The 22,815-nt window shown below is 70.2% G+C and carries 19 protein-coding genes; 12 read left to right on the top strand and 7 right to left on the bottom strand.

Annotation, left to right across the window (positions count from 1 at the left end; all coding sequences use genetic code 11):
• The first annotated feature begins 1 nt into the window (after position 1).
• The 3 genes from ACWEOE_RS17070 (at position 2) to ACWEOE_RS17060 (ending at position 2,436) form a co-directional block, all read left to right on the top strand.
• Positions 2-577 (top strand): cupin domain-containing protein, encoded by a 576-nt coding sequence (locus ACWEOE_RS17070; RefSeq protein WP_452009713.1) that lies wholly within the window; start codon positions 2-4, stop codon positions 575-577.
• Between the two features lie 82 nt (positions 578-659).
• Positions 660-1,331, top strand: coding sequence for a class I SAM-dependent methyltransferase (locus ACWEOE_RS17065; RefSeq protein ID WP_452009710.1), 672 nt, complete (start codon positions 660-662; stop codon positions 1,329-1,331).
• A 67-nt stretch (positions 1,332-1,398) separates the two neighbouring features.
• A complete protein-coding gene (locus tag ACWEOE_RS17060; RefSeq protein ID WP_452009966.1) occupies positions 1,399-2,436 on the top strand; it encodes a HoxN/HupN/NixA family nickel/cobalt transporter in 1,038 nt (345 codons plus the stop codon).
• Here the strand turns inward: ACWEOE_RS17060 and ACWEOE_RS17055 are convergent.
• A complete protein-coding gene (locus tag ACWEOE_RS17055; RefSeq protein WP_452009707.1) occupies positions 2,433-3,251 on the bottom strand; it encodes an NAD(P)-dependent oxidoreductase in 819 nt (272 codons plus the stop codon). The genes ACWEOE_RS17060 and ACWEOE_RS17055 overlap by 4 nt on opposite strands.
• 98 nt (positions 3,252-3,349) lie before the next feature.
• Positions 3,350-4,342 (bottom strand): cupin domain-containing protein, encoded by a 993-nt coding sequence (locus ACWEOE_RS17050; RefSeq protein ID WP_452009705.1) that lies wholly within the window; start codon positions 4,340-4,342, stop codon positions 3,350-3,352.
• A 172-nt stretch (positions 4,343-4,514) separates the two neighbouring features.
• Between ACWEOE_RS17050 and ACWEOE_RS17045 the strand changes: the two genes are divergently transcribed.
• The 7 genes from ACWEOE_RS17045 to ACWEOE_RS17015 all read left to right on the top strand — a co-directional run bounded on the left by ACWEOE_RS17045 (position 4,515) and on the right by ACWEOE_RS17015 (position 14,245).
• Positions 4,515-5,504, top strand: a complete 990-nt coding sequence (locus ACWEOE_RS17045) for a hypothetical protein (RefSeq protein ID WP_452009703.1) — start codon at positions 4,515-4,517, stop codon at positions 5,502-5,504.
• A gap of 352 nt (positions 5,505-5,856) precedes the next feature.
• Entirely contained in the window at positions 5,857-6,951 is a 1,095-nt protein-coding gene (locus ACWEOE_RS17040; RefSeq protein ID WP_452009700.1) for an ABC transporter substrate-binding protein, read from the top strand.
• Between the two features lie 43 nt (positions 6,952-6,994).
• The gene (locus ACWEOE_RS17035) at positions 6,995-8,776 is read left to right on the top strand and encodes an ABC transporter permease (RefSeq protein WP_452009697.1); all 1,782 of its coding nucleotides are present in this window, start codon (positions 6,995-6,997) and stop codon (positions 8,774-8,776) included.
• Positions 8,777-8,816: 40 nt separating this feature from the next.
• Positions 8,817-9,908 (top strand): ABC transporter ATP-binding protein, encoded by a 1,092-nt coding sequence (locus tag ACWEOE_RS17030; RefSeq protein ID WP_452009695.1) that lies wholly within the window; start codon positions 8,817-8,819, stop codon positions 9,906-9,908.
• A gap of 22 nt (positions 9,909-9,930) precedes the next feature.
• Positions 9,931-11,397 carry a hypothetical protein gene (locus tag ACWEOE_RS17025; RefSeq protein ID WP_452009692.1) on the top strand — a complete coding sequence of 489 codons (1,467 nt, stop codon included), beginning with the start codon at positions 9,931-9,933 and terminating at the stop codon, positions 11,395-11,397.
• A complete protein-coding gene (locus ACWEOE_RS17020) occupies positions 11,394-12,200 on the top strand; it encodes an AAA family ATPase (RefSeq protein WP_452009690.1) in 807 nt (268 codons plus the stop codon). The genes ACWEOE_RS17025 and ACWEOE_RS17020 overlap by 4 nt, the downstream gene beginning before the upstream one ends.
• Positions 12,201-12,208: 8 nt before the next feature.
• Positions 12,209-14,245 (top strand): VWA domain-containing protein, encoded by a 2,037-nt coding sequence (locus ACWEOE_RS17015; RefSeq protein ID WP_452009688.1) that lies wholly within the window; start codon positions 12,209-12,211, stop codon positions 14,243-14,245.
• Here ACWEOE_RS17015 and ACWEOE_RS17010 read toward each other — a convergent pair.
• Positions 14,193-16,487: a protein kinase domain-containing protein gene (locus ACWEOE_RS17010; RefSeq protein WP_452009685.1), complete on the bottom strand. Its 2,295-nt coding sequence runs from the start codon at positions 16,485-16,487 to the stop codon at positions 14,193-14,195. The genes ACWEOE_RS17015 and ACWEOE_RS17010 overlap by 53 nt on opposite strands.
• A gap of 103 nt (positions 16,488-16,590) precedes the next feature.
• Entirely contained in the window at positions 16,591-17,844 is a 1,254-nt protein-coding gene (locus ACWEOE_RS17005) for an MFS transporter (protein ID WP_452009682.1), read from the bottom strand.
• A 105-nt stretch (positions 17,845-17,949) separates the two neighbouring features.
• Between ACWEOE_RS17005 and ACWEOE_RS17000 the strand changes: the two genes are divergently transcribed.
• The gene (locus tag ACWEOE_RS17000) at positions 17,950-19,020 is read left to right on the top strand and encodes a cupin domain-containing protein (RefSeq protein WP_452009679.1); all 1,071 of its coding nucleotides are present in this window, start codon (positions 17,950-17,952) and stop codon (positions 19,018-19,020) included.
• Entirely contained in the window at positions 19,017-19,895 is an 879-nt protein-coding gene (locus ACWEOE_RS16995; RefSeq protein ID WP_452009676.1) for an AAA family ATPase, read from the top strand. Before ACWEOE_RS17000 ends, ACWEOE_RS16995 begins: the two co-directional genes overlap by 4 nt.
• 65 nt (positions 19,896-19,960) lie before the next feature.
• On the opposite strand, the gene ACWEOE_RS16990 is transcribed toward ACWEOE_RS16995, so the two are convergent.
• From ACWEOE_RS16990 to ACWEOE_RS16980, 3 genes are read right to left on the bottom strand one after another with little or no spacing between them, the layout of a single operon-like run.
• Positions 19,961-20,938, bottom strand: coding sequence for an ABC transporter substrate-binding protein (locus ACWEOE_RS16990; RefSeq protein WP_452009674.1), 978 nt, complete (start codon positions 20,936-20,938; stop codon positions 19,961-19,963).
• Between the two features lie 37 nt (positions 20,939-20,975).
• Positions 20,976-21,836 (bottom strand): ABC transporter permease, encoded by an 861-nt coding sequence (locus ACWEOE_RS16985; RefSeq protein WP_452009671.1) that lies wholly within the window; start codon positions 21,834-21,836, stop codon positions 20,976-20,978.
• On the bottom strand, positions 21,833-22,705 hold the full coding sequence (locus ACWEOE_RS16980; RefSeq protein ID WP_452009669.1) for an ABC transporter ATP-binding protein: 873 nt from the start codon (positions 22,703-22,705) through the stop codon (positions 21,833-21,835). Before ACWEOE_RS16980 ends, ACWEOE_RS16985 begins: the two co-directional genes overlap by 4 nt.
• Positions 22,706-22,815 lie beyond the last annotated feature (110 nt).

Here is a 22,815-nt window from a genome sequence, read left to right as displayed (position 1 = left end):
AGTGCGTGACGAGTACCAGAAGGGCGTTCTGGCGAGCGAGAAGAAGAACCTCGACTCCTCGGAGATCGCGGCCCGCGACGAGTTCAACCGGCAGCACCCGCCGAACAAGGGCCTGGTCGTGGAGGACGACCTGCGCAAGATGGAGCTGCCGGCCCGGCCGTGGCGCAACAACCGAGGCCACTACTTCGACCTCGCCGACTACGAGGTGCTGAGCGCGCACATCTCGGAGCTCAAGCCGGGCAACAACTCCGTGCGCCACCGCCACACCACCGAGGCCTACCTCTACGTGGTCAAGGGGCACGGGTTCTCGCTCATCAACTACGACGACGAGCCGATCGAGGTCGTCGAGTGGCAGGAGGGCACGCTGTTCGCGCCGCCGCGGTGGGCGTGGCACCAGCACTTCAACCTCGACGGCAACGACACGGCGCGCTACCTCGCGATCCAGGACACGGGGCTGCTGCGCACGATGCGCCTGCACAACATCGAGCGCCACGGCGTGCAGCTGTCGCCCGACGAGGGCAAGCAGCTGCTCGACGCCGCCATCGAGGCCGGCACCACGCACGGCGCGCGCAAGTAACGCGATCCCTCGGCCGTGCTCCCGCACTCCGACGCGGGGGCACGGCCGAGCCACGAACCGACCCGACCTGTGAGGAGTGCCCGTGCCCGAAGGAACGCCCGTGTCCGAATGGCTCGATCCCGCCGTCGCGAGGTCCTGGCTGGACCAGGACAGTCTCGTCGGATTCCTCGTGCTGCCCCGGCGCATCGCCGCCACGCTCGTGGCGGGCGACCGGCCGCGGACGAAGCTGGTGGCCGACATCGGCAGCGGCCCCGGTGACTTCCTGGAGGTCCTGCTCGAGCTCTTCCCCGGCGCGCACGGCGTCTGGACCGACGTCTCCACCGTGATGGAGGACGCCGCTCGAGAACGGCTCGCCCGCTTCGGGGATCGCGTCTCCTACCAGCTCACCGACATGACGGACCTGTCGACGCTGCCCGGTGACCTCGACGTGGTGATGACGTCGCGGGCCAGCCACCACTTGAACCCGGCGCAGCTGGCGCGGTTCTACACCGAGGCGGCCGAGCACCTGGCGCCCGGCGGCTGGCTGCTCAACCTCGACCACATCGGGCCCGGCCCGGTGTGGGACGCGCGGCTGCGCGCGGTGCGCAAGCAGCTCATCCCGCCGTCGGACAAAGCCGGCGCCCACAAGCACAACGACGCCCTGCCGTCGGTGAACGACCACCTCGACGGGCTCGCGAAGGCCGGGTTCAGCGATGTCGAGATGCCCTGGCGCGGCCTGTACACCTGCCTGCTGGCGGCGCGTCATGACGGTTGATCGATCCGGCCGGCTCACCCGGCTCCGGGTCGCGCTGAGCGGCCGCGAGTGGGCTTCGCTGGGTGGCATGGCCACGGTCGTCCTGCTGCTGAACCTCGTCGGCTGGGGGGTGCTCGCCCTCGTGGTGGCCCCGCAGCACCACGCGCTGGCCGGCGGCGGCTTCTTCGGGGTCGGGCTCGGCGTCACCGCGTTCACCCTCGGGCTGCGGCACGCGTTCGACGCCGACCACATCGCCGCCATCGACAACACCACGCGCAAGCTGATGGCCGAGGGCCAGCGGCCCCTGTCGGTCGGGTTCTGGTTCTCCCTCGGCCACTCGACCGTCGTGTTCGGACTGTGCCTGCTGCTCTCGGTCGGCGTGCGCGCGCTCGCCGGCTCGGTCACGAACGACTCGTCGGCGCTGCACCGGGTGACCGGCCTGATCGGCACCTCGGTGTCCGGGGTGTTCCTCTACATCATCGGGATCGTCAACCTGGTGGTGCTCTTCGGCATCCTGCGCGTGTTCCGCGAGATGCGCCACGGCCGGTTCAGCGAAGCCGAGCTGGAGGAGCACCTCGCGAAGCGCGGTGTGCTGAACCGGCTGCTGTCCGGCCTCACGAAGGCGGTGCGCAAGCCGTGGCACATCTACCCGGTGGGAGTCCTTTTCGGACTAGGGTTCGACACCGCCACCGAGGTGGGCCTGCTCGCGCTGGCGGCGGGGGCGGCCACGTTCGCCCTGCCCTGGTACGCCATCCTCGTGCTGCCGGTGCTGTTCGCGGCGGGGATGTCGCTGTTCGACACCGCCGACGGCTGCTTCATGAACTTCGCCTATGGATGGGCGTTCGCGAAGCCGGTGCGCAAGGTCTTCTACAACCTCACCGTGACCGCGCTTTCGGTCGCCGTCGCACTCGTCATCGGAACGATCGAGCTGTTGTCGATCCTCGCCGACCGGCTCGGGATCGACTCCGGTCCGCTCGCCGCGATCGCCGGCCTCGACCTGAACAACGTCGGCTTCGCGATCGTCGGGCTGTTCGTCGTCACCTGGCTGATCGCCGTGCTGGTCTGGCGGATCGGCCGGATCGAGGAGAAGTGGTCGGCCCACCTCTCCCCCGACCCCGACCGTTAGGCGACCGGCCACCCGAACAGCTCCGCCACGCCCGCGACGGTGATGCCCTCCATCACCTCGCGGGCGGTGTGCGCCACCGGCAGGTCCTGGCCCACGCCCTCGGCCATGCGGAACGCGTTGGCCAGATCCTTGCGGTACCAGGTGAACCGCATCATCTCCAGCTGGGCGAGCGTGGCGCTCGCGGCCACCCCGTCGAGCAAGGCCGCACGCAGCTTCTCCGGTTCGACACCCAGGCCGCGGCCGAGCCGCATCGCCTCGACGATCGCCGTGATCTGGCCCCAGTGGCAAAGGTTGTTCACCGTCTTGCCGACTTGGCCGGCGCCGAGCGGACCGAGGTGGTGCACCGCTTTCGTCCACGCCGCGAGCGTCGGGCGCACGCGGTCCAGCACGCCTTCCTCACCGCCGACCAGCAGGACGATCTCGCCGTTCTCCGCGCCGCGGACACCCCCGGTGAGGGCCGCGTCCAGCACCGCCACGCCGGCACCGCGGGCTTCGGCCTCGACGCGGCGGGAGGTCTCGGGCGTCACGGAGCTGCAGATCAGCAGCGCGCAGCCCGGGTTCGCCTGGGACAGCACGGCCGCCGACACCTCGAGCACGTCGTCGTCGGTCGGCACGATCACGAGCACCACGTCACACGCGCCGAGCTCCGCCACCGAGGCCGCCGCCCGCGCACCCGCGCCGACCGCCTTGTCCACTGTGGATGAATCGGGGTCGAACACCACCGTGTCCAGCCCGGCCCGGGCGAGGTGCCGCGCGATCGGCCCGCCCATCGCACCCAGTCCCGCCACGCCCACGCTTGTTGCCTGGTCCGACATCAGCACCTTCCTTTCCGCCGGCGGGGACCGGCGGTCGAACGGAAAAGGGGCCTGCCTCGCGGTGGATCCACGAGACAGGCCCCTCCTTCACGGACACCTCAGACGGCGCTGGCCGCTTCGGCCAATTCGCCGGTGTACTCCGGAGCGTTTTCGAAGAAGTGCACCTTGTCGTAGCCGAGGTGCTTGAACATGCGGTTCTGCGCGGACAGCATCCGCAGCGGGGTGCCATCGGCGGCGTAGTGCACGGCGATCGTGTTCTGCGGGACGTAGAGCGTGTCGCCCTTCTTGACCTCGTGCCGCGTCGGCGTCTTGGCCACGCGCGCGTAGTACTTCTCCGCGATCTCCTCCTGCACCTCCCAGTGCAGCGAGTAACCCTCGCCGTCGAGCACGTAGAGGATCTCATCGGCCATCTTCCAGTGCTTGCCCGACCGGCTGCCGGCCGGGATGTCGAGCTCGAAGACGTCGACGGAGAACTGGCGCAGGTCCGTCCGATCGGGACTGTTGAGCACGCGGACGCGGCCCATCGGCGTGGTCTCCCACACCGTGTCCTCCTGGCGCACGACCTTCTTGCGCTCCAGCACGCCGTCGGTCCAGATCCGCGACCAGTCCTCGCGCTCGCCGAACTCCTCCGGCCGCTCGATCGGGCCGCCGCGGCCCTGCTGCAGCAGACCCAGGAACATCCACGTGCACTTGGCCTTCATGACCAGCGCGACGGCTTTTTCGTCGTAGGGGTTGTAGTGGCGGTGCACGGAGTCGGTGTGCACGAAGACCAGTTCCCCGGCCTTCCAGTCGTAGCGCTTGTCGTCGTGGATCTCGTAGCCGGCGCCTTCGAGGATGTAGAAGGACGCCTCGTTCTGGTGCCCGTGCCCGCGGTTGGAGCTGTGCGGCGGCAGTTCGACGAAGTGCACCTGCAGCGTCTGGGTCAGGAATTCCTCGTCCCCCGGCCCGACCCGCCACCACGTGCGCGACTTCTCCGAGTCTCCGGAGTGGCCGACCTTCGCGTCGTCGACCACCACCGAGTCGTCGCGGACCCGCTCGGCGGCCAGCTGGGCCTGACGGAAGTGACCGAGTCCGTAGGTCTCAGAAGTCAAGCCACGTACGAACACGCGTCCCTTCTTGCCCATGCGTTCCTCGCTTTCCCGCGCTTCGGCGCAATTCGATGGAGGCAGAAGATGTTCCGCCCGGGCTCCCCACCCGGGTACGCTCCGAAGTATAGGCCTAACTGTCCTACCAATCCAGAGCCCGAACTCCCGGGAGGCCCCGTTGAGCGACATCCACCTCAGCATCGCGACCACCGACTACGACCACTTCCGCGACTTCCGCACCGGCGCCGTGCGGGCACAGGGCATCGACCACACCTGGTCGATGTTGAGCCACCACGAGATCTTCGCGCGGTTCACCGCCAACCGGGAATGGGACGTCGCCGAGCTTTCCTTCGCGAAGTTCAGCACCCAGATCACGCGTGAGAACCCGGACATCGTGGGGCTGCCGGTCGTCTGCTCGCGGCTGTTCCGCTTCGGCTCGTTCTACGTCAACCGCAACAGCGGCATCCGTTCCGTCGAAGACCTGCGCGGCAAGAAGGTCGGCTCGCCCGAGTGGGCCCACTCGGCGGCGGTGTACATGCGCGGCTGGCTGCACAACGACATAGGCGTGAAACTCGACGAGATCGAGTGGTACCAGGCCGGCGCGAACGCCCCGGGCCGCGTCGAAAAGGTCGAGCTGGCCCTCCCGCCCGGCGTGCGGCTCACCCGCGTGCCCGACCGGTCGCTGTCGGACCTGCTCGCGGCGGGCGACATCGACTGCGCGATCATCGCGCGGCCGCCGACGTGTTTCCTCGAAGGCCACCCCGACGTCGTGCGCCTCTTTCCCGACTACCGGGACAGGGAGCGGGAGTACTACCGCGACACCGGGATCTGGCCGATCATGCACCTGATCGCGATGCGCCGCCGGATCCTCGAAGAGCACCCGTGGGCCGCCCGCAACCTCTACAACGCGTTCCTGGAGTCGAAACAACGCAGCGTCGAACGGCTGCTCGACCCCGCCGTTTCGCGCTATCCGCTCCCCTGGCTCGCCACCTACGGACGCGAGATGCGCGAGGAGTTCGGCGGCGACCCGTTCCCCTACGGCATCGAACCCAACCGGGCCACCTGGGAACAGCTGCTCACCTACGCAGCCCAGCAGGGCATCGCGCACCGGCTCGCGACCGCCGACGAGATCTTCCCGGCCGGGATCATGACCGAGGTCGTGGTGTGAACCCGCCGGAGTAATCCGCCATTCGGCCCTACGGTTTCCGCCGGGCTTTGGCAGAATGGCTGCCACTTTCAGGAGCAGGGACGCGCCCGCCGGCACCCGCCGGCGCGGGCCGTCCCGCGCTGCGCGCAGGTGTCCGAAGTGGATCCGGCGGCCCAGGATTTCGATCGGGACCAGCATCGGTCTCAACGGTTGACAAATGGTCATACCATAGGTCCATACTGCTCGAACCGAACGGCCCGCCGCCCCAGGCGCCGGGCCTCTCGGCACCCGAAGCCCTGCGACAGTTCCGTCCTCACATCGTGGTGAGCCCGCCTTGTTCCCGGCGGCGGTCCGCTCACCGAAGGGAACCGCAATGCACAAGAGGCGAAGCATCCGACGGACCGTTTCGGCCGTCCTCGCCGGCGGCCTGGCGTTGACGATGGCCGCCGCGTGCGGCTCCGGCGCCGCGGCCGGCTCCTCCGACGAGGCCCAGACGACGGCCGACCAACGCAACCCCCAGCAGCTCGCCGAGGTGGCGGCGAGGGAAGGTCAGGTGGTCTGGTACACCACGTTCGCCGACGCCGACGTCGCGCCGATCATCGCGTCGTTCAACAAGGTCTACCCGAAGGTCAAGGTCAACGCCCTGCGGCTGAGCGCCGACAAGATCCCGCCCCGCGTGATCACCGAGCAGCGCGGCGGCAAGTTCAACGCCGACGTGGTCTCCGGTGACTCGCCGCAGATCGCCCAGCTCCTGCAGGCGGGTGCGCTGCAGCCCTACCGGCCGGTCGACGCCGCGCCGCTGCCCCCCGGGCTCACGCTGCCCGACGGTTACCAGGGTGTGGTGTACGCCGTCACCACCGTGCTCTCCTGGAACCCCCAGGTACTCAGGCAAAAGGGCCTCGCCGCACCGAAGTCCTGGGAGGACCTCACGAAACCCCAGTGGCGCGGCCAGTTCTCGATCGACCCCGGCGCGGTCAACTGGTACGACAGCCTGATCGCGGCGATGGGCCACGACAAGGCGCTGGCGTTGCTGAAGGGCCTGGGCGACAACGCACCGGTGTTCGTCGAGAGCCACACGCAGTCGCTGACCAACGTGCAGGCCGGCGAGCCGCTCGCGGCGGCGACCGCGTACGGCTACAAAGCCTCCAGCCTCAAGAAGAAGACGCCGAACACCCTCGACTTCGTGAACGGCACCCCGCTGCCGGCGTCGCTGAACCTCATCGACGTCGTGAAGAACTCGCCGCACCCCAACGCCGCCCGGCTCTTCGACGACTGGATGGTCTCCAAGGCCGGCCAGCAGGAGATCGTCGACGTCACCAACCACACCTCCGTCCGCCCGGACGTCACCAACGACACCGAGGTGTGGAACGAGACCAAGTGGCCGGCCGCGTGGGGTCACCCGAACCTCTCGCAGGCGGACTACAACAACGAGCTCGCGGAGATGAAGTCGGCTCTGAAAGCTCCGTGACCCCTGACGGCCGTGGCGGAATCCGCCGGCGAAAGGACCCACGATGACCCTGCTGGACACCCGACCCGGCGACCCGGCACCTCCCGAGACCGGCCGGGCCGCGAAGACCTCGCGCACCCGGAACTGGCGGGCCCTGCTGCAGCCGCGCTACCTCACGCTCGCCGTCGCGGCGATCGCGGTGGCCTACTTGGCGCTGGTGCCGGTCGGCACGATGATCTACGCCAGCCTGCAGACGTCGTTCCTCGGCACCGGCGGTTCGGCGTGGACGCTGCGCAACTACGCCACGACCTTCGCGGCCGACGGGTTCGGCACATTGGTGCTCAACTCGTTCCTCTACGCCGGCCTCACCGCGATCGTCTGCACGGTGATCGGGTTCGGGCTGGCGTGGTTGGTCAGCCGCACCAACACCCCCTGCAAGACGTTCGCGCAGCTGGCGGCGCTCGTGCCACTGATCGTGCCGGGCATCCTCAACACGGTGGCGTGGGCGCTGCTGCTGTCGCCCGAACGCGGGCCGCTCAACGGCGTCCTGCGTTCGGTGGGACTGCCGGCGTTCAACATCTACTCGATCGCCGGCATGGTGTTCGTGCAGTCCATCCACGTCGCGCCGGTCGCGTTCCTCATGGGCACGGCGGCGTTCAGCTCGATGGACTCGTCGCTGGAGGAGGCGTCGCTCGCGTCGGGCGCCTCCCCCGTGCGCACCTTCCGAGTGATCACGCTGCGGATGGCCCGGCCGGCGATCCTGTCGGCCGCGCTGCTGATGTTCATCCAGACCATCTCGACGTTCGAGGTGCCGCAGCTGATCGGCGTGCCGGGCCACACCTACGTGTTCGTCAGCCGGATCTACAGCGCCCTGCAGGCGTTCCCGGCCGACTACGGCACGGTCGGGGTGATCGGGGTGTTCGTGCTCGTGATCGCGTCGATCGGGCTGGTGCTGTCGCAACGGCTGAGCCGCCGTTCGGCGACGCAGACGATCACCGGGAAGGGGTTCCGCTCGACGGTGCAGGACCTCGGCAAGTGGCGCTGGGCCGGGCTCGCGGTGTTCATCCTGTTCTTCGTGATCGCGGTCGTGCTCCCGCTGGCCATGCTGATCTGGTCGTCGCTGCTGCCCGGCTACGAACCGCCGTCGCTGAAAGCACTGGGAGACCTGGGATTCGGCAATTACGCCCAGATCTTCCGGCAGCCGGCCCTGATCGACTCGGTGCGAAACAGCGTCATCACCGCGGTGAGTTCGGCGGTGATCGTGACCGCGCTGAGCGCCGTGGTCGCCTACCTCACCGTGAAGACGAAGATCTTCGGCCGCGGGCTGCTCGACGGGCTCGCGACCGTGCCGATCGCCGTGCCCAGCATCGTGATGGGCGTCGGCATCCTCTACTGGTACCTCGCCGCGCCGCTGCCCGTGCACCTCTACGGCACGCTGACCATCCTCATCGTCGCGTTCGTGACGATCAGCCTGCCCTACGCCATGCGCTACCTCGTGCCCGGCATGTCGCAGATCAAGGACGAGCTCGAGGAGGCGGCGACCGCGAGCGGGGCTTCCTGGGCCCAGACGTTCCGGCGGGTCTTCATCCCGCTTCTCATGCCCTCACTGCTGGCCGCGTTCCTGTACACGATGATCGTCGCGTTCCGGGAGATCTCCGCGGCGATCTTCCTGTACTCCTCCGGGTCGGAGGTCGTGTCCGTGAGCATCTACGACCTCTACTCCAACGGCTCGTACCCGGTGGTCGCCGCACTCGGCGTGGTGATGGTGCTGTTCCTGACGATCCTCGTCGCCGGCGTCCGGCTCCTCGGGCGCCGCTTCGGGATCCAGGGCGCGAACCAGAGCTGAGCAGACCCGACACCCACCCGTAGGAGAATGGGATCCGAAGATGATCAGGCTGACCGGACTGACGAAACGATTCCCCGGCCGGACCGTGGCCGCCAACGCGGTCGACGGGATCGACCTGGAGATCGCCGAGGGCAAGCTGGTGACCCTGCTGGGCCCCAGCGGCTGCGGGAAAACCACCACGCTGCGGCTCATCGCCGGGCTGGAACGCGCCGACGCCGGCTCGATCGAGCTCGACGGCAAAGTCGTGTCCGACCCGCGCAACGGCGTGTTCGCCGGCGCGCACCGCCGGCCTATCGGCATCGTGTTCCAGTCGTACGCGATCTGGCCGCACATGTCGGTGGTGCAGAACGTGATGTTCCCCTTGCGGGTCAACAAACCCCGGGTCCGGGCCGCCGCGGCGCGCAAGAAGGCGCTCGACGCGCTCGACCTCGTGGGCCTGGCCGACTTCGCCGAACGCCCGGCCCCGGCGCTGTCCGGTGGCCAGCAGCAGCGGGTCGCGCTGGCCCGTGCCCTGGTGCGCGAGCCGAAGGTGCTGCTGCTCGACGAGCCGCTGAGCAACCTCGACGCCGGCCTGCGCGACCGGATGCGCGACGAGATCCGCGCCGTGCAGCAGCGGCTCGGCATCACGACGGTGTTCGTGACCCACGACCAGGACGAGGCCCTCGCGGTCTCCGACGACGTGGTGGTGATGAACAGCGGCTCGATCGTCGAACGCGGCCGGCCGCAGGAGATCTACGCCCGGCCGCAGCAGGAGTTCACCGCGCGCTTCCTCGGGGTGTCCAACACGCTCACCGGCGTGGTCACCGAGGTGTCGGACACCGGCGTGTGCGTGCAGGTCGGTCCGGGCCGGCTGATCTGCCGCGCCGACCTGCAGCTCGGCGTCGGCGACCCGGTCAGCGTGTTCATGCGCCCGGAGAGCTTCCGCTTCTCCCGCAAGCAGCACGACGCCGGGGCTTGGAAGGGCACCGTGGAGTTCAGCATCTACCACGGCGACTGCTGGGACTACTACGTCCGCCTCGGCGACGACGTGGTGAAGGTCCGCATCTACAAGGAAAAGGCCGGTCTCGCCCACGGCGACCCGATCTTCCTGCAGCCCGAGCCCGAGGACGCGATCGTCCTGCCCGCCCACTGACCCGAGAGGAGCACGGCCGCCGATGACCGCCCCGTACCCCCTGTCCGCACAGGCTCCCGGTGTCCCCGCCCCGCTGCCCGGGTTCGACTACCCGGCGCCGCGGTTCCCGCGGTACCTGCTGCAGGAGCGCACCGACGACCTCGAGGAGCTGATGCCGCTCGCGCGGGCCCACGTCCGGCGCCGCTACGGGCGCTCCGCGCTCGGCGACGTCCGGCCCGGTGACGAGCTGCTGATCGTCACCTTCCCGCACCAGCACGAGCTCGTGTTCCAGGCGATCCGCCAGGCGCTGCTGGAGATCGGCGTCGAGAAGGTCGACCGGATCGACGTGACCGACCTCGGCATGGAGGTGAAGTCCTACAGCGCGGCCGAGGGGTGGCGGGAGATCACCGACCGGCTGCCGCCGATGATCGAGGAGGGCATCGAGTTCAACGTCGCCGCGGCGGCGCTGAAGCGCTTCCTCGACGACCGCCCCGGCTACACCGGCGTCTACGCGGGCGAAGCCGGCCGCTCGCACTGGAAGCGCGCCGCCGGCAAGCGGATCCGCAACAACTGGGTGTACTCGACCTACGAGGACTTCATCTCCCGCGCCAACGGGATCCCGGACGAGATCTGGCGGACCGTGGACCTCATGGTGGTGGACGCGTTCCGCGACGCCGCCGAGGTCCGCATCACGAGTCCGGAAGGGACGGACCTCGGCTGGCTGGTGACACCGCAGCAAGCCGAGCTGTGGCCCAAGGGCGCCTACATCTCGGGGCACATCCTCGGCTCGACGATCCAGGGCATCCGCTTCGGCCATCCCGCGGACACCTTCCTGCGCGAGGCGAAAACGCTGATGCCGACGCTCAACGGCGTGGTCGGCGGCACGAGCAACCACACCGGGTACTTCCCGCACGCGTCGGTGACGATCGAGTCGGGGATGATCACGAAGATCGAGGGCGGCGGCCGCTACGGCGAGCTGTGGCGCGAGGTCGTGGAACGCTACCGGGACACGCACTACCCCGGATTCCCCTACCCGGGCTGGGCGTACTTCAATGACGCGTCGATCGGCACCAACCCCAAGAGCTACCGCCAGATCGAAACCCTGTGGAACTACAACGACTCCTGGACGAACCTGCCCGAGCGCGCGCAGGCCGGGGTGATCCACTTCGGCTTCGGCGCCGAGCACTGGGACCAGACGTTCCTCTCCTACGCCAAGGAGAACAAGCTGCCGACGATGCACTTCCCCCACGTGCACAACCTGTTCGCCACCTACGAGATCCGCCGCCGCAGCACCGGCGAGTGGGTCAAGCTGATCGACAAGGGCCGGATCACCGCACTCGACTCCGAGCGCGTGGTGCGCCTGGCCAGCAGCCTCGGCGGTACGCACCACCTGGAGTACGACTGGATCCCCGCGGTGCCGGGCATCAATTACCCCGGCGACTACCACCGGGACTACGCGCCCGACCCGGTGTCGTGGATCCGCCGCGAGCAGAGCGGGGAGTTCGCGTGACCGCGCCGTTCTACCTGCCGACCGGCGACGAGGTCGACCTCTTCCGCGCGGCCTACGACCAGCGCATCCCGGTGCTGCTCAAGGGCCCCACCGGGTGCGGCAAGACCCGGTTCGTCGAGTACATGGCGTGGGAGATCGCGAAACAGCGCACCGGCACGCCGCCGGACGAGCCGCTGGTCACGATCACCTGCCACGACGACCTCACCGCCGCCGACCTCACCGGCCGGTACCTGCTCTCGGCCGAGGGCACGACGTGGCTCGACGGGCCGTTGACGCGGGCCGCGCGCACGGGCGCGATCTGCTACCTCGACGAGGTGGTGGAGGCGCGCAAGGACACCAACGTCGTGCTGCACTCGTTGACCGACCACCGGCGCGCGTTGCCCCTGGAACGGCTCGGCACCACGGTGGCGGCGCACCCCGACTTCCTGCTGGTGGTGTCGTACAACCCGGGCTACCAGGCCACGAGCAAGGACCTCAAACCGAGCACCCGCCAGCGGTTCCTGGCCATCGAGTTCGGCTACCCGGACCCCGACCTGGAAGCGGAGATCATCGCACACGAAGCGGGTGTGCCCGCGGACGTGGCCGAGTCACTGGCCGCGCTCGGCGCCCGGATCCGGCACCTCGACGCCGCCGACCTCGTCGCCGGCCCGAGCACCCGGCTGCTCGTCCACGCCGGGACGCTGATCGGCCGCGGGGTGGCGCCGCGGCGCGCGTGCGATGTCGCGCTCGTGCTGGCCACCAGCGACGACCGGGACGTGCAGGACGCCGTCCGGCAGGTGACGCACGCCGTGTTCGCGGCATGACGGCGCCGGTGCTCACTCGCCTGGACGAACTGGCCGGCTCGCTCTCGCTGTACTACCGCGCGTTGTGCGGCCGCGGCTGCGAGCTGGTGCCCTACGACGACGACGCCGAACGGCGCCAGCGGCCCGACACCGCGACGACCGTGCGGCTCCCGTCGCACGTCCACTCCGGACGGTCGTGGTACCAGGTGGCGGTGACACACCGGGCGCTGCACCACGAGCTCGGCACGTTCGAGCTCGCCCTCGACCGGCCGGAGCCGTTCTTCCGGCGGCTGCGCCCGGCCGGGTTGCACGGCGGGCTCGACCGCTTCGCCGGCCTGTTCGGCCGGACCGCGCTCGCGGTCGAGGTGTTCACCGCCCTCGAAGACCTGCGCGTGGACACCGCGGCCCAACGCCTGTTCCCCGGTCTCGCGCCGGACTACGAGCGGGTGCGCGGCGACGAGCTGGCGACCAGACCGGACCTCGCCGAGCTGCCGGCCCGTTCGGCGGCGGCCGAGGCGCTGGTCCGGCTGAGCCTTGGCGCCGTTACGCTGCGGCTGCCGAGGGCACTGCATCCGGCCCTCGACCGCATGGCCGCCGTGGCCCGGGTGCTGACCGATCCGCGGTCCACTGTGGAGTCGACGGCCGAGGCGACGATCCGGTGCTACGGCGTGCTGGCGGGGCTGCCGAACCTCGAACCGGCGGCGGGCCCGTGCGACGAGGTCGAGTTCACCCGGTCCGATGTGGACGACGGATTCACGTTGCCGGGTGAGGAGTTCCGGCTCGAAGGCGACGAGGTGTTCGATGTCCGGTTCGCGCCCGTGCGCTACCGGGACGTACCCGGTCCGCGCTACCTCGGCCTGGCGGCTTCCGGCACGCCGCTCACCGAGGCGATCCTGCGGATGACCGGCGAGGAGACGGAAGCCGCCGACGAGTTCACCGAACGCTCGCTGGCAGCCGAGAGCGGGCAGGTCGACGTCACCGCGGTGCAGCGGCCGCCGGAACCCCTGCCGCACGACCACGGGCCGGACATGGACGAGCACCACCACGGGCAAACCGGGCCGCTGCGGGCGAGCGGACGGCACGAGTTCACCTACCCCGAGTGGGACCACCGCGCGGGCCGGTACCTGGCCGACTGGTGCCTGGTGCGGGAGAAGCGGCCCCGGTCGGGGCGCAGCGGCCGCGGGCACTCCGACGCGCTGCGGCGCAACCGCGCGCTCCTGCCCGCGTTGACCGCACAGCTGGAGCGCATGGCGCCGCTCGGGCGCCGGCGGCGCACCCGGCTGCGCCACGGCGACGACCTCGACCTCGACGCCTGCGTCGAGGCCATGGCCGACCTGCGGACCGGACGAACGCCCGGCGAAGCCGTGTACAGCGCGCTCGAACCGGTGGCGCGCGAGGTGGCCGTCGCGTTCGCGCTGGACCTCAGCTCGTCGACGGCCGAACGCCTGCCCGAACGCGACGACGGGGTCCGCCGGATCCTCGACCTGGAGCGGGAATCGGTCGCGTTGCTGCTCGAAGCGGTGGAGCGCGTCGGCGACAGCTACGGCGTCTACGGATTCTCCGGCACGGGCCGCGAGGACGTGGTGCTCTCGGTCGTGAAGTCCCTCGACGAGCCGCGCACGCCGGCGACCCTGCGTCGGCTCACCGGCCTCGTGCCGCAGCACACCACCCGCATGGGCCCGGCCATCCGCCACCTCACCCGCCGCCTCGCCGCGCACGACGCGCAGGCGAAACTGCTCGTGCTGCTGTCCGACGGCCGGCCCTTCGACCTCGACTACGGGCAGCAGTACGGCGAGGACGCCGTGCTCGACTACGCGCTGGCCGACACCACTCGCGCGCTCGCCGAAGCCCGGCGCGCCGGCGTGCGGCCGTACCTCATCACCGTCGACCCGGCCGGCGGCGACTACCTGCGGACGATATGCGACGCGGACGAGTACCACGTGATCAGCGATCCCCGGGACCTGCCGCTGGCGCTCGCCCGCCTGTACGTCACGGCCCGGCGCTCGACCGCGGTCAGTGCGGCCGGGACAGGTCGCCGGGCTGGAAATCCTCCAGTGTCTCGTTGACGAGCCCGTCGAACTGGGTCTTGTACTCACTCGGGTAGACCCAGCGCAGCGCGGCCATCGACGCGGCTCCCGTGAACCCGCGTTCGTAGAAGATCTTGCCGTCGGCCTCGAAGCCGGAAACCGAGTAGTGGTCGCCTTCGTCCTTCTGGTAGGTCACCCGCCCGCCCCCGGCTCGGACCTCGGCGACCGCCGCGGCCAGCGCCTGCGCCGCGGTCTGAGTCGAGTTGGCGCCCCACACCGTGAGCGTCGCGTCGACGTCGTGGTTGGTGAACGTCATCCCGTCGCCGTTCGGTGGCGAGTACGGAGTCGCGAGGTAGCCCTCGGAGATCAGCGTGGTGAACCCGAACCGCGGGTTCGTGTACGTGGGCCCGTCCGGGGACCGGCCCGTCGAGGGCGCCGAGGAAGTCGCGGACACCGAGGGCGAGGGCGGCGGCGAAGAGGCCGCGGCCGGCTTGCCGAGCATCGTCAGCAGCTTCGGTGACAGCAGGTCGCCGAGTTCGCCGTAGGGCACGACCACGGTCTCGTGTCCGTCCGCGGTGGAGGCGCCGAGTTCCTCCCACAGGATCTCGAACTGGACCCCGGTCCCGGTGAACCCGAAGTCGGTGCCCGGCACGTGGTCGCCGCCGCCGGGCCGGTCCGCGGCGTCGATCGTGACCTTGCGGCCGGGGCCGTCGACCCCCGGCACGGTCCGGAACCCGTCTTTCGTGTGCGGTTCGATCCGCTGGGTCAGCGTCCGCATCCCGGCGGCGGTCAGGATTTCGGGCCGGAACACGTCGCGGGGGCCGAGCGTCTGCCCCGTGCCGAGGTCGACGGTGATCGTCACGGGGAAGCGCCAGGTCGGGTGCGACAGCACGGCCGAGTCGAGGTCGTGCTGGTACCGCACGGAAAGCAGGCTCGGTGTCCGGAGCAGGATCTGGGCCGTCGTGTGGGCCGCGGCCGTGTCGCCGCGCTCGGAGAACAGGTCGCGGTAGCCGGCCACGCCGTCGCGGATCTGCTTCAGCCGCTGGTCGACCGGTGCGCGCAACGCGTCGTTGATCCGTTGCCGGACCGCGGGATCCGGGCCGCCGGACACCTGCGGGAACTGGAGGTCGTAGGTGACCGGCAGCGCCTGGTCGCGCCCCGACGTGGTCTGCATGGCGACGGTCAGCGCGGCCGCCGCGGGTGGGTCGTCGTGACTGCTGAAGATCGCCACTCCCCCGGCGACCAGTGCACCGACGACCAGGACCGCGGCGGCGATCTTGCCGGCGATCACGGCGGTCGCGCCCATCCCGGTGCCCGTGGCCGGCACCCCGCCGCCCACACCGCCCGCCACGGCGCCGGCACCCACACCGGCCGCGGCGGGTGCGGCGGCGGTGCCGGCGGTGGCCAGCAGCGCCAGCGGAGTCAACGCCGTCAGCGCGGCGGCCGACGCGGCCAGCCGCTTCCAGCCCCGCTTCTCCCAGTTCTTCCCGTAAGCCTTGCGAGCGACGGTTTCCAGCTCCGCGACGAACGCGTCCGCCCGGACGGGGCGCCACGCCGGGTCCTTCGCCATGCCCCGCGTGATCAAGGCCCGCAGCGCCTCGGGCACGGCCTCCAGCGGCACCGGCGCCGTCTGGTGCAGCGCCCGCAACCCGTCGGTGGTGTCTGCCCGGAACGGCACTTCGCCGGTCACGCACTGGTAGAACACGCACGTGGCCGCGTACACGTCGGTCGCGGGCATCCCCGGCTGCCCGGACCACTGCTCCGGTGCCATGTACGACGGCGAGCCGGCCGACAGGCCATTGTGGCCGTCCAAAGTGGCCAGTCCGAAGTCGACGAGCTTCGACTCGCCTTCCCGCGACACCAGTACGTTGCCCGGCTTGTAGTCCCGGTGCACCACCCCGGCCGCGTGGGCGTCGGCGAGACCCAGCAGCGAGCCCTTCAGCACGGCCAGCGCCGACTCCGGCGCGAGCACCTTCTCCGCCGCCAGCAACGCGCGCAGCGACACCCCGGGCACGGCCTCCATGACCAGCGCGGCACCCTCGGGCGTCTCCACGAACTCGAAGAGCCGGACCACGTGGGCGCTGCGCACCCCGGCCAGCAGCCAGGCCTCACGCCGGAACCCGTCCGCGACCTGGGCGTCGGCCAGGTACTCCGCACGCAGGTACTTGATCGCCGCCATCTGTCCGGAGCCCTCGTGCTTGGCCAGCACGACCTGCCCGAAGCCGCCGCTGCCCAGCACGTCCACCTCGGTGAACCCGGGCACCCGCCAGGTGTCGCTCATCCCCGCCCGTATCCTTCCCCCGCCGCGTTCGCGGAGGTCATCAGACCACGAGCAGGGGTTCCGCACTACCGGAATGTGGCATTCAGTGCGAAGTCGTCACACTTCACCCGGCGGCCGGGGTCACGCCCGCGCCCGGTTCCTCCGCCCGCGCCGCCGCGTACTTGCGCACCGGGTTCGCCCGGCCGAAGTGGCCGACGGCGAAGGCGGCGGTGGCGAGTCCCCCGATCATCAGCGCGAGCACGGGACCGGCCGCCGCCGCGACGGCACCGATCACGGTGTCGCCCAACGCGGGGCCGCCACGCGAGGCCATCTGGTAGATCGCGGAAACGCGGCCGCGCAACGCGTCGGGTGTCTCCAACTGCACCGCCGCCTGCCGGATCGTCGTGGCCATCGCGTCGAACGCGCCGAGCAGCAGGCAGGCGACCAGCGCGACCACGAGCCCGCCGGCCCAGGCGAGCAGGACCGCGCTCAGGCCGTAGGCGATCGTCGAACCGAGCAGCACCTTGCCGAGCCGCTTGCTGCGGGCGACCACCCGGAAGACCGTGTAGGTCGCCACGAGCGCGCCCGCCGACGGCGCCGACGAGAGCAGCCCGTATGCCGTGGCGCCCAGGTGGAACCGGTCGATCGCCAGTGTGGGCAGGAGCACCCGGTACGCCGCGAAGACGGTCGCCACCAGGTCGAGCAGCACCATCTGCCACACGATCCGCCGCCCCAGCACGAACCGCACGCCCTCCACGAACTGCTCCCGCAGCGTGATGTGCTCACCCGAACCCGGCAGGTGCGGGATCCGCAGCAGCGCCAGCGTGATCATCAGCAGCAGGTAGGTCACCGCGTCGACGGCGTACATCAGCCCCGGGCCGCTCACGGCGATGAGCACCCCGGACAGCGCCGGGCCCAGCAGTACGGCGAGCTCCCGGGACGGGTTGAGCAGCGCGAACGCCTGCGGTAGCTGCGCGCGCGGGACCAGGGCCGGGATCAGGGCCTGGCGGGCGGGCTGGTCGAAACTGGCTGCCGCGGTCGTGAGCACGACCGAGCCGACCACCTGCACGACGTCGGCGTGGCCGGCGAAGCTCGTGGCCGCGAGCGCGACCGCCACGACCAGGGCCACCGCCTGCGACCACTGCAGGAGCTTGCGCCGGTCGACCCGGTCGGCGTAGACACCGGCGAGCGGGCTCAAGACCACCAGCGCCACGACCTGGGCGGCACCCACCAGCCCGGTCTGCGCCACGGAGCCGGAGAGCTCGTAGACCTGGTAGAGGTTGGCCGCGATCGTTCCCCGGCTGCCGATCTGGGAGAGGATCACGCCACCCCAGTAGAAGTCGAAGTCGCGGTTGCGCAGGACCTCGGCGACCTTCATGTCGCCATAATGCCTGATGGTATGACCAAAAGTCCACGCTTGCCCCGGCAAGCCCGGCGGACCACAATGCCAAAGGTAAAATGGTCCTGCCAATCAGGAGGCTCGGTGTCGACGAAGACCACGACGAAGACCACGCACTACCACCAGCAGAAGGCCCGGCGGGCGAAGTTCCTGGAGGACTGGCGCGACAACCACCGCACGGTCATCCGCGGTGAGGACGTCAAGCTCGCGCAGACCGCGCGGGGCATGCGCACCGGCGTGTACATGGGCGAGGACGGCGACAACCCGACCCGCTCGATCGACGCCCTCGTGCACGAGGTCGACCACGGTGTCGTGACCACGATCCACCGCCACTCCTGGGACGCCATGGTGCTCGGCGTCGGTGGCCGGGGCTGGATCGAGATCGACGGCGAGCGCGTGACCGTGGCTCCCGGCGACTCGGCCCACATCCCCGCGTGGGCGTGGCACCGCTCGGGCAACGACGGCGACGAGACGTTCCGCTACCTCACCTTCTCCAGCGAACCGCTGCTCGCCACCATGGGCATGTCGATCCTCGACGACCGCGGGCACGAACCGGTCGAGAACCTCCCCGGCCGCCCCGAGTTCAGCTCGCCCGACGCGCAGGGGGACGACGCCTACGCGCGCCGCCTGCGCCGCCTCGGCAAGGAGCAGCAGAAGCGCCGCAGCGGCCGGCTGCACACCGACTGGGACGAGCTGGAAATGCTCAACACCCCGCGCGGTACCCGCACCACGTTCCTGCTCGACCGCGCCATCGGCTACCAGGCCTCCGGCATCACGATGGCGATGTTCGAGATCGGCCAGGGCCGGCAGCAGTCGATGCACCGCCACGCCGGCGAGGCGTGGCTGTACGTGCTCGAAGGCGAGGGCCACTCCTACCTCGGCACCGAGCCCGAGGGCGGCGAGAACCACCCGTGGAAAAAGGGCGACCTGATCGTGGTCGACCACTTCCTGTGGCACCAGCACTTCAACGACTCCAAGGAGAACACGGCGCGGGTCGTGCGCATCCACATGTTCGACAGCCTGCTCGAGACGATGCGCGCGCTGATGGACCCGGCCGTGCTCTTCGAGGAGCCGCCGGACCACATCCGCGACGCCCAGGCCGGCGACGTCAACACCGTCGTGTGGCCCGCCCTCGACCGGCCGTCCTGGCCGTGAGCGAGCGGACGCTCCCGCCCGGGGTCATCGGCCTGCACGCGCTCCCCTCGGACCACCACGACGGCCCGTGGGACTCGATGATCGTGCCCGCGGGCACCAAGGAACGGCTCCTCGGCACCGCGCTGCTCGTGCTGCGGCAGGGCAAGCTGCTGAGCGGGCTCTCCGGTGCACCGCACGGCCTGATCGTGCTGGCCGGGCCCCCGGGAACGGGCAAGACGACCCTCGCGCAGGGGCTCGCGCAGGCCGCCGCGCGGAAGATGGCCCCGCGCGGCGCCACGACGCTGGTGGAGGTCGACCCGCACGCGTTCCCGAGCGACATGCTCGGGGAGAGCCAGCGCGCGGTCTCGCGGCTGTTCCTCGACACCCTGCCGGAGCTCGCCGCACGGCGGCCGCACACCATCGTGCTGATCGACGAGGTCGAAGCACTCGCCGTGCGCCGCAGCTCGGCTTCATTCGAGACGAACCCGGTCGACGTCCACCGCGCGACGGACGCGGTGCTCTCCGGGCTCGACCAGCTGCGTGCCCAGTGCCCGCACCTGGTGCTCGTGGCCACGACCAACTTCGTCGACGCGGTCGACGAAGCCGTGCTGTCGCGGGCCGACCTGGTCATGAGCACCACGCTGCCCGACGACGAGGTCATCGAGCAGATCGTGGCGTCCTCGCTGACCGAGCTGGCCGAGCAGTGGACCGATCTCCTGCCGCTGGCGCGTGACACCGATCTGCGCGCGGAGCTGGCCAAGGGCCTGCGCGGTCTCGACGGCCGGCGGGTGCGCAAGTCGATCCTCGCGGCGCTGACCGTGCGCACCGAGGTCGCGCTCGACCCGAACCTGCTCACCGCCGACGACCTGCGCCAGGCGACGCAGCTCGAGGGCTGAGATAACCCGGCGAACGCGCGGTGCCGGGTCGGCGAACGACCCGGCACCGCGCGTTTCCCCGTGACCTACTTGGCGAAGGCCTTGTCCACAAAGGACGAGTCGATGAGTGACGCCAGATCGACCTTGTCGACCCCGTTCACCGAGCCCTCCAGCGACTGCTGGGACGACTTGAGCTGGTCCACCGTCGCCACCGGCGGGTCGGTGAGGACCTCACCCGCGTAGTACTTCCAGGTCGCGTCGAGCGCCCGCTGGTCGGTCACCCCGAGGTGGGCGCCCAGGATCTTCGTCGAGTACGCCTCGTCGGTGCGCTCGCGGTCGAACCCCTTCTTGAGGCCGACCATGAACTTCCCGATGACGTCCGGGTGGTCCTTGAGGTACTCCGACGTGCTGGAGATGCCCACGTTGATGTTGGGGATCTTCTCCTTGGCCATGTCGATCACCATGTGCAGCCCGGCGTCGGAGAACTTCAGGCTGGCCGGCGGGTGCGTGGCGGAGGCGTCGATGGTCTTGGCCAGCAGCGCGTTGTTGACGTTCGTGACCGAGCCGAGCGGCACGAGGTTCACGTCGGTCGGGTTGATGCCGAGCTTCTTCAGCGCCTGCAGGGTGCCGATGTACTGCGAGCCGCTCTTCGTGGTGTAGCCGATCTTCTTGCCCCGCAGCTGCGCGGCGGTCGGCACGTCCGCGTAGATCTGGTACGGCAGCACCGGCGTGAGCGCGGCCAGCACCTTCACGTCACCGCCGGCCGCGGTGCCGGCCACGATCTGCGACCCGCCCATCGAGGCGAGCTGCGTCTGACCGGAGATCAGCGCCGGGTACCCCTGGTTGCTGTCGAGCTTGATGAGCTTGACGTCGAGCCCTTGCTCCTTGAAGTAACCGGCCTCCGAAGCGATCCACAGGGGCAGCTCGTCGGCGACCTCTTCGCTGTAGCTGACCGTGATGGGACCACCGGCTCCGGCGTCCGACGAACCACCGCAGGCGGTGAGCGCCGACATCGCGAGCGCCGCGGAAAGGGCGACGCCGAAGGCGCCAGACTTGAACTTCATTGTTCTGTCCTTCTGGGAATGGGCGGGGACGGAAACGTCAGTCGTTGCTCAGGCGCCACGCCGCGTAGTGGTTCTCCACCCGGCGCAGCAGCGCCGTGAGAATCACCCCGGCCGCGGCGAAGATGAACAGGCCGGCGAAGACCGTGGCGGTCTGGAACTGCTGGCCGGCGGTGTTCATCGTCATGCCCACACCGTGCTGCGCGCCGCTGAGCTCGGCCACGAAGACACCGATCAGCGCCTGGCCCACCGCGAGCCGCATGCCGCTGGCGATGAAGGGGACGGTGCCGGGCAGGGCCACGGTGCGGAAGAGCTGGAGGTCGCTCGCCCCGAAACACCGCGCCACGCGGACGGTTCCCTGTTCGAGCGACTGCACGCCCTGGGCGGTGTTGATGAGCACCGGGAACAGCGCCATCAGGAAGACGATCGCGATCTTCGAGGAGCTGCCGATGCCGAGCCAGATGATCAGCAGCGGCGTCAGCGCGATGCGCGGTGTGGCGTAGAGGAAGTTCACGAAGGGGTTGAGCGCCCAGGCGATGCGCTTGTACCAGCCGATCAGCAGCCCCACCGGCAGCCCGATCACCGCCGCCAGCGCGAGGCCGGCGAGCAGTTCCTGGGCGCTGGTCCACAGGTCGATCCAGATCTGGCCGCCCTGGATCATCGCGGCGAAGGCGTTGATCACGTCGACCGGCCCGGGCAGGATCAGCTGCGGCTGGATCCGCAGCAGCGCCACGACCTCCCACGCGATCAGCACGACCACGACGGCGCCGATGCCGAACAGGCGCTGCTCGCCGAGCCACGACGGAAGCCGCCGGCGGACCGCCTGGCCCGCGCGCGGGTTGCGGCGCGCCGGCCGGGACTCGATCGGCGAGGCCGGCCTGGACGAAGAGGTGACGCTCATCGGGCTCCTTCCGCGTCGCCGGTCTTGGCCCCGTAGAGCACGTCGGCGATCTCGTCGCGCAGCTGGGAGAACTCCCGCGTCCGCCGGATCTCGTGCGACCGCGGGCGGGCCCAGGGCACCGTGATCTCCTTGACGATGCGGCCGGGCCGCGGGCTGAACACGCACACCCGGTCCGCGAGGAACGCCGCTTCGGTGATGTCGTGGGTGACGAACAAGGCCGTCACGTCACGCGCGGCGCACACCCTGAGCAGCTCGACCTGCAGCACCTCACGGGTCTGCGCGTCGATCGCGGCGAACGGCTCGTCGAGCAGGAGGATCTCCGGCTCGACCGCGAGCGCACGGGCGAGGTTGACCCGGGCCTGCATGCCGCCGGAGAGCTGTGCGGGGTACTGCTGTCCCACGCCGGCCAGCCCGACCAGCTCCAGCAGCTCGTCGGCGCGCTGCTTGGCCGCGGGCTTCGTGACCTTTTTCGTGAGCTCGAGGCCGTAGCTGACGTTCGCCTGCACGGTCCGCCACGGCAGCAGGTTGGCGTGCTGGAACACCATCGCGCGGTCGGGCCCCGGGCCGGGGATCGGCCGGCCGTCGAGCTCCAGATCACCGTCGGCGAGCGAGACGAAACCCGCGACCGCGTTGAGCAACGTGGTCTTGCCGCAGCCGGACGGCCCGACGAGGCAGACGAAGTCGCCCCGCGCCAACGTCAGGTCACACTGCTCGACGGCGGTCGTCACCTCTTTCGACCCAGGCTTGGCGTAGTCGATCGAGACACCTCGGGCCTCGAGGTGTGCGATCCCGCCCGTGGCTCCCACATCGATGTGCGCAGCATCACGGCCTGCCGTTCTGGACAGTGCCGGCTTGTCTCGGCTCAGCATGGCAGGGAGCGTAGGACTAATTGTCAGTCCAAAGCAATGGTCCAACTGAGTTTTCTGACCAGGTCGTGACCGACCGGAACACGACCGTCCCCTCTGACCAGGCCTAGTGC

The sequence above is a fragment of the Amycolatopsis sp. NPDC004368 genome (assembly GCF_053602515.1).
Note: the sequence above shows the minus strand (reverse complement) of the source record. Positions and strands in the feature narration are given on the sequence as shown.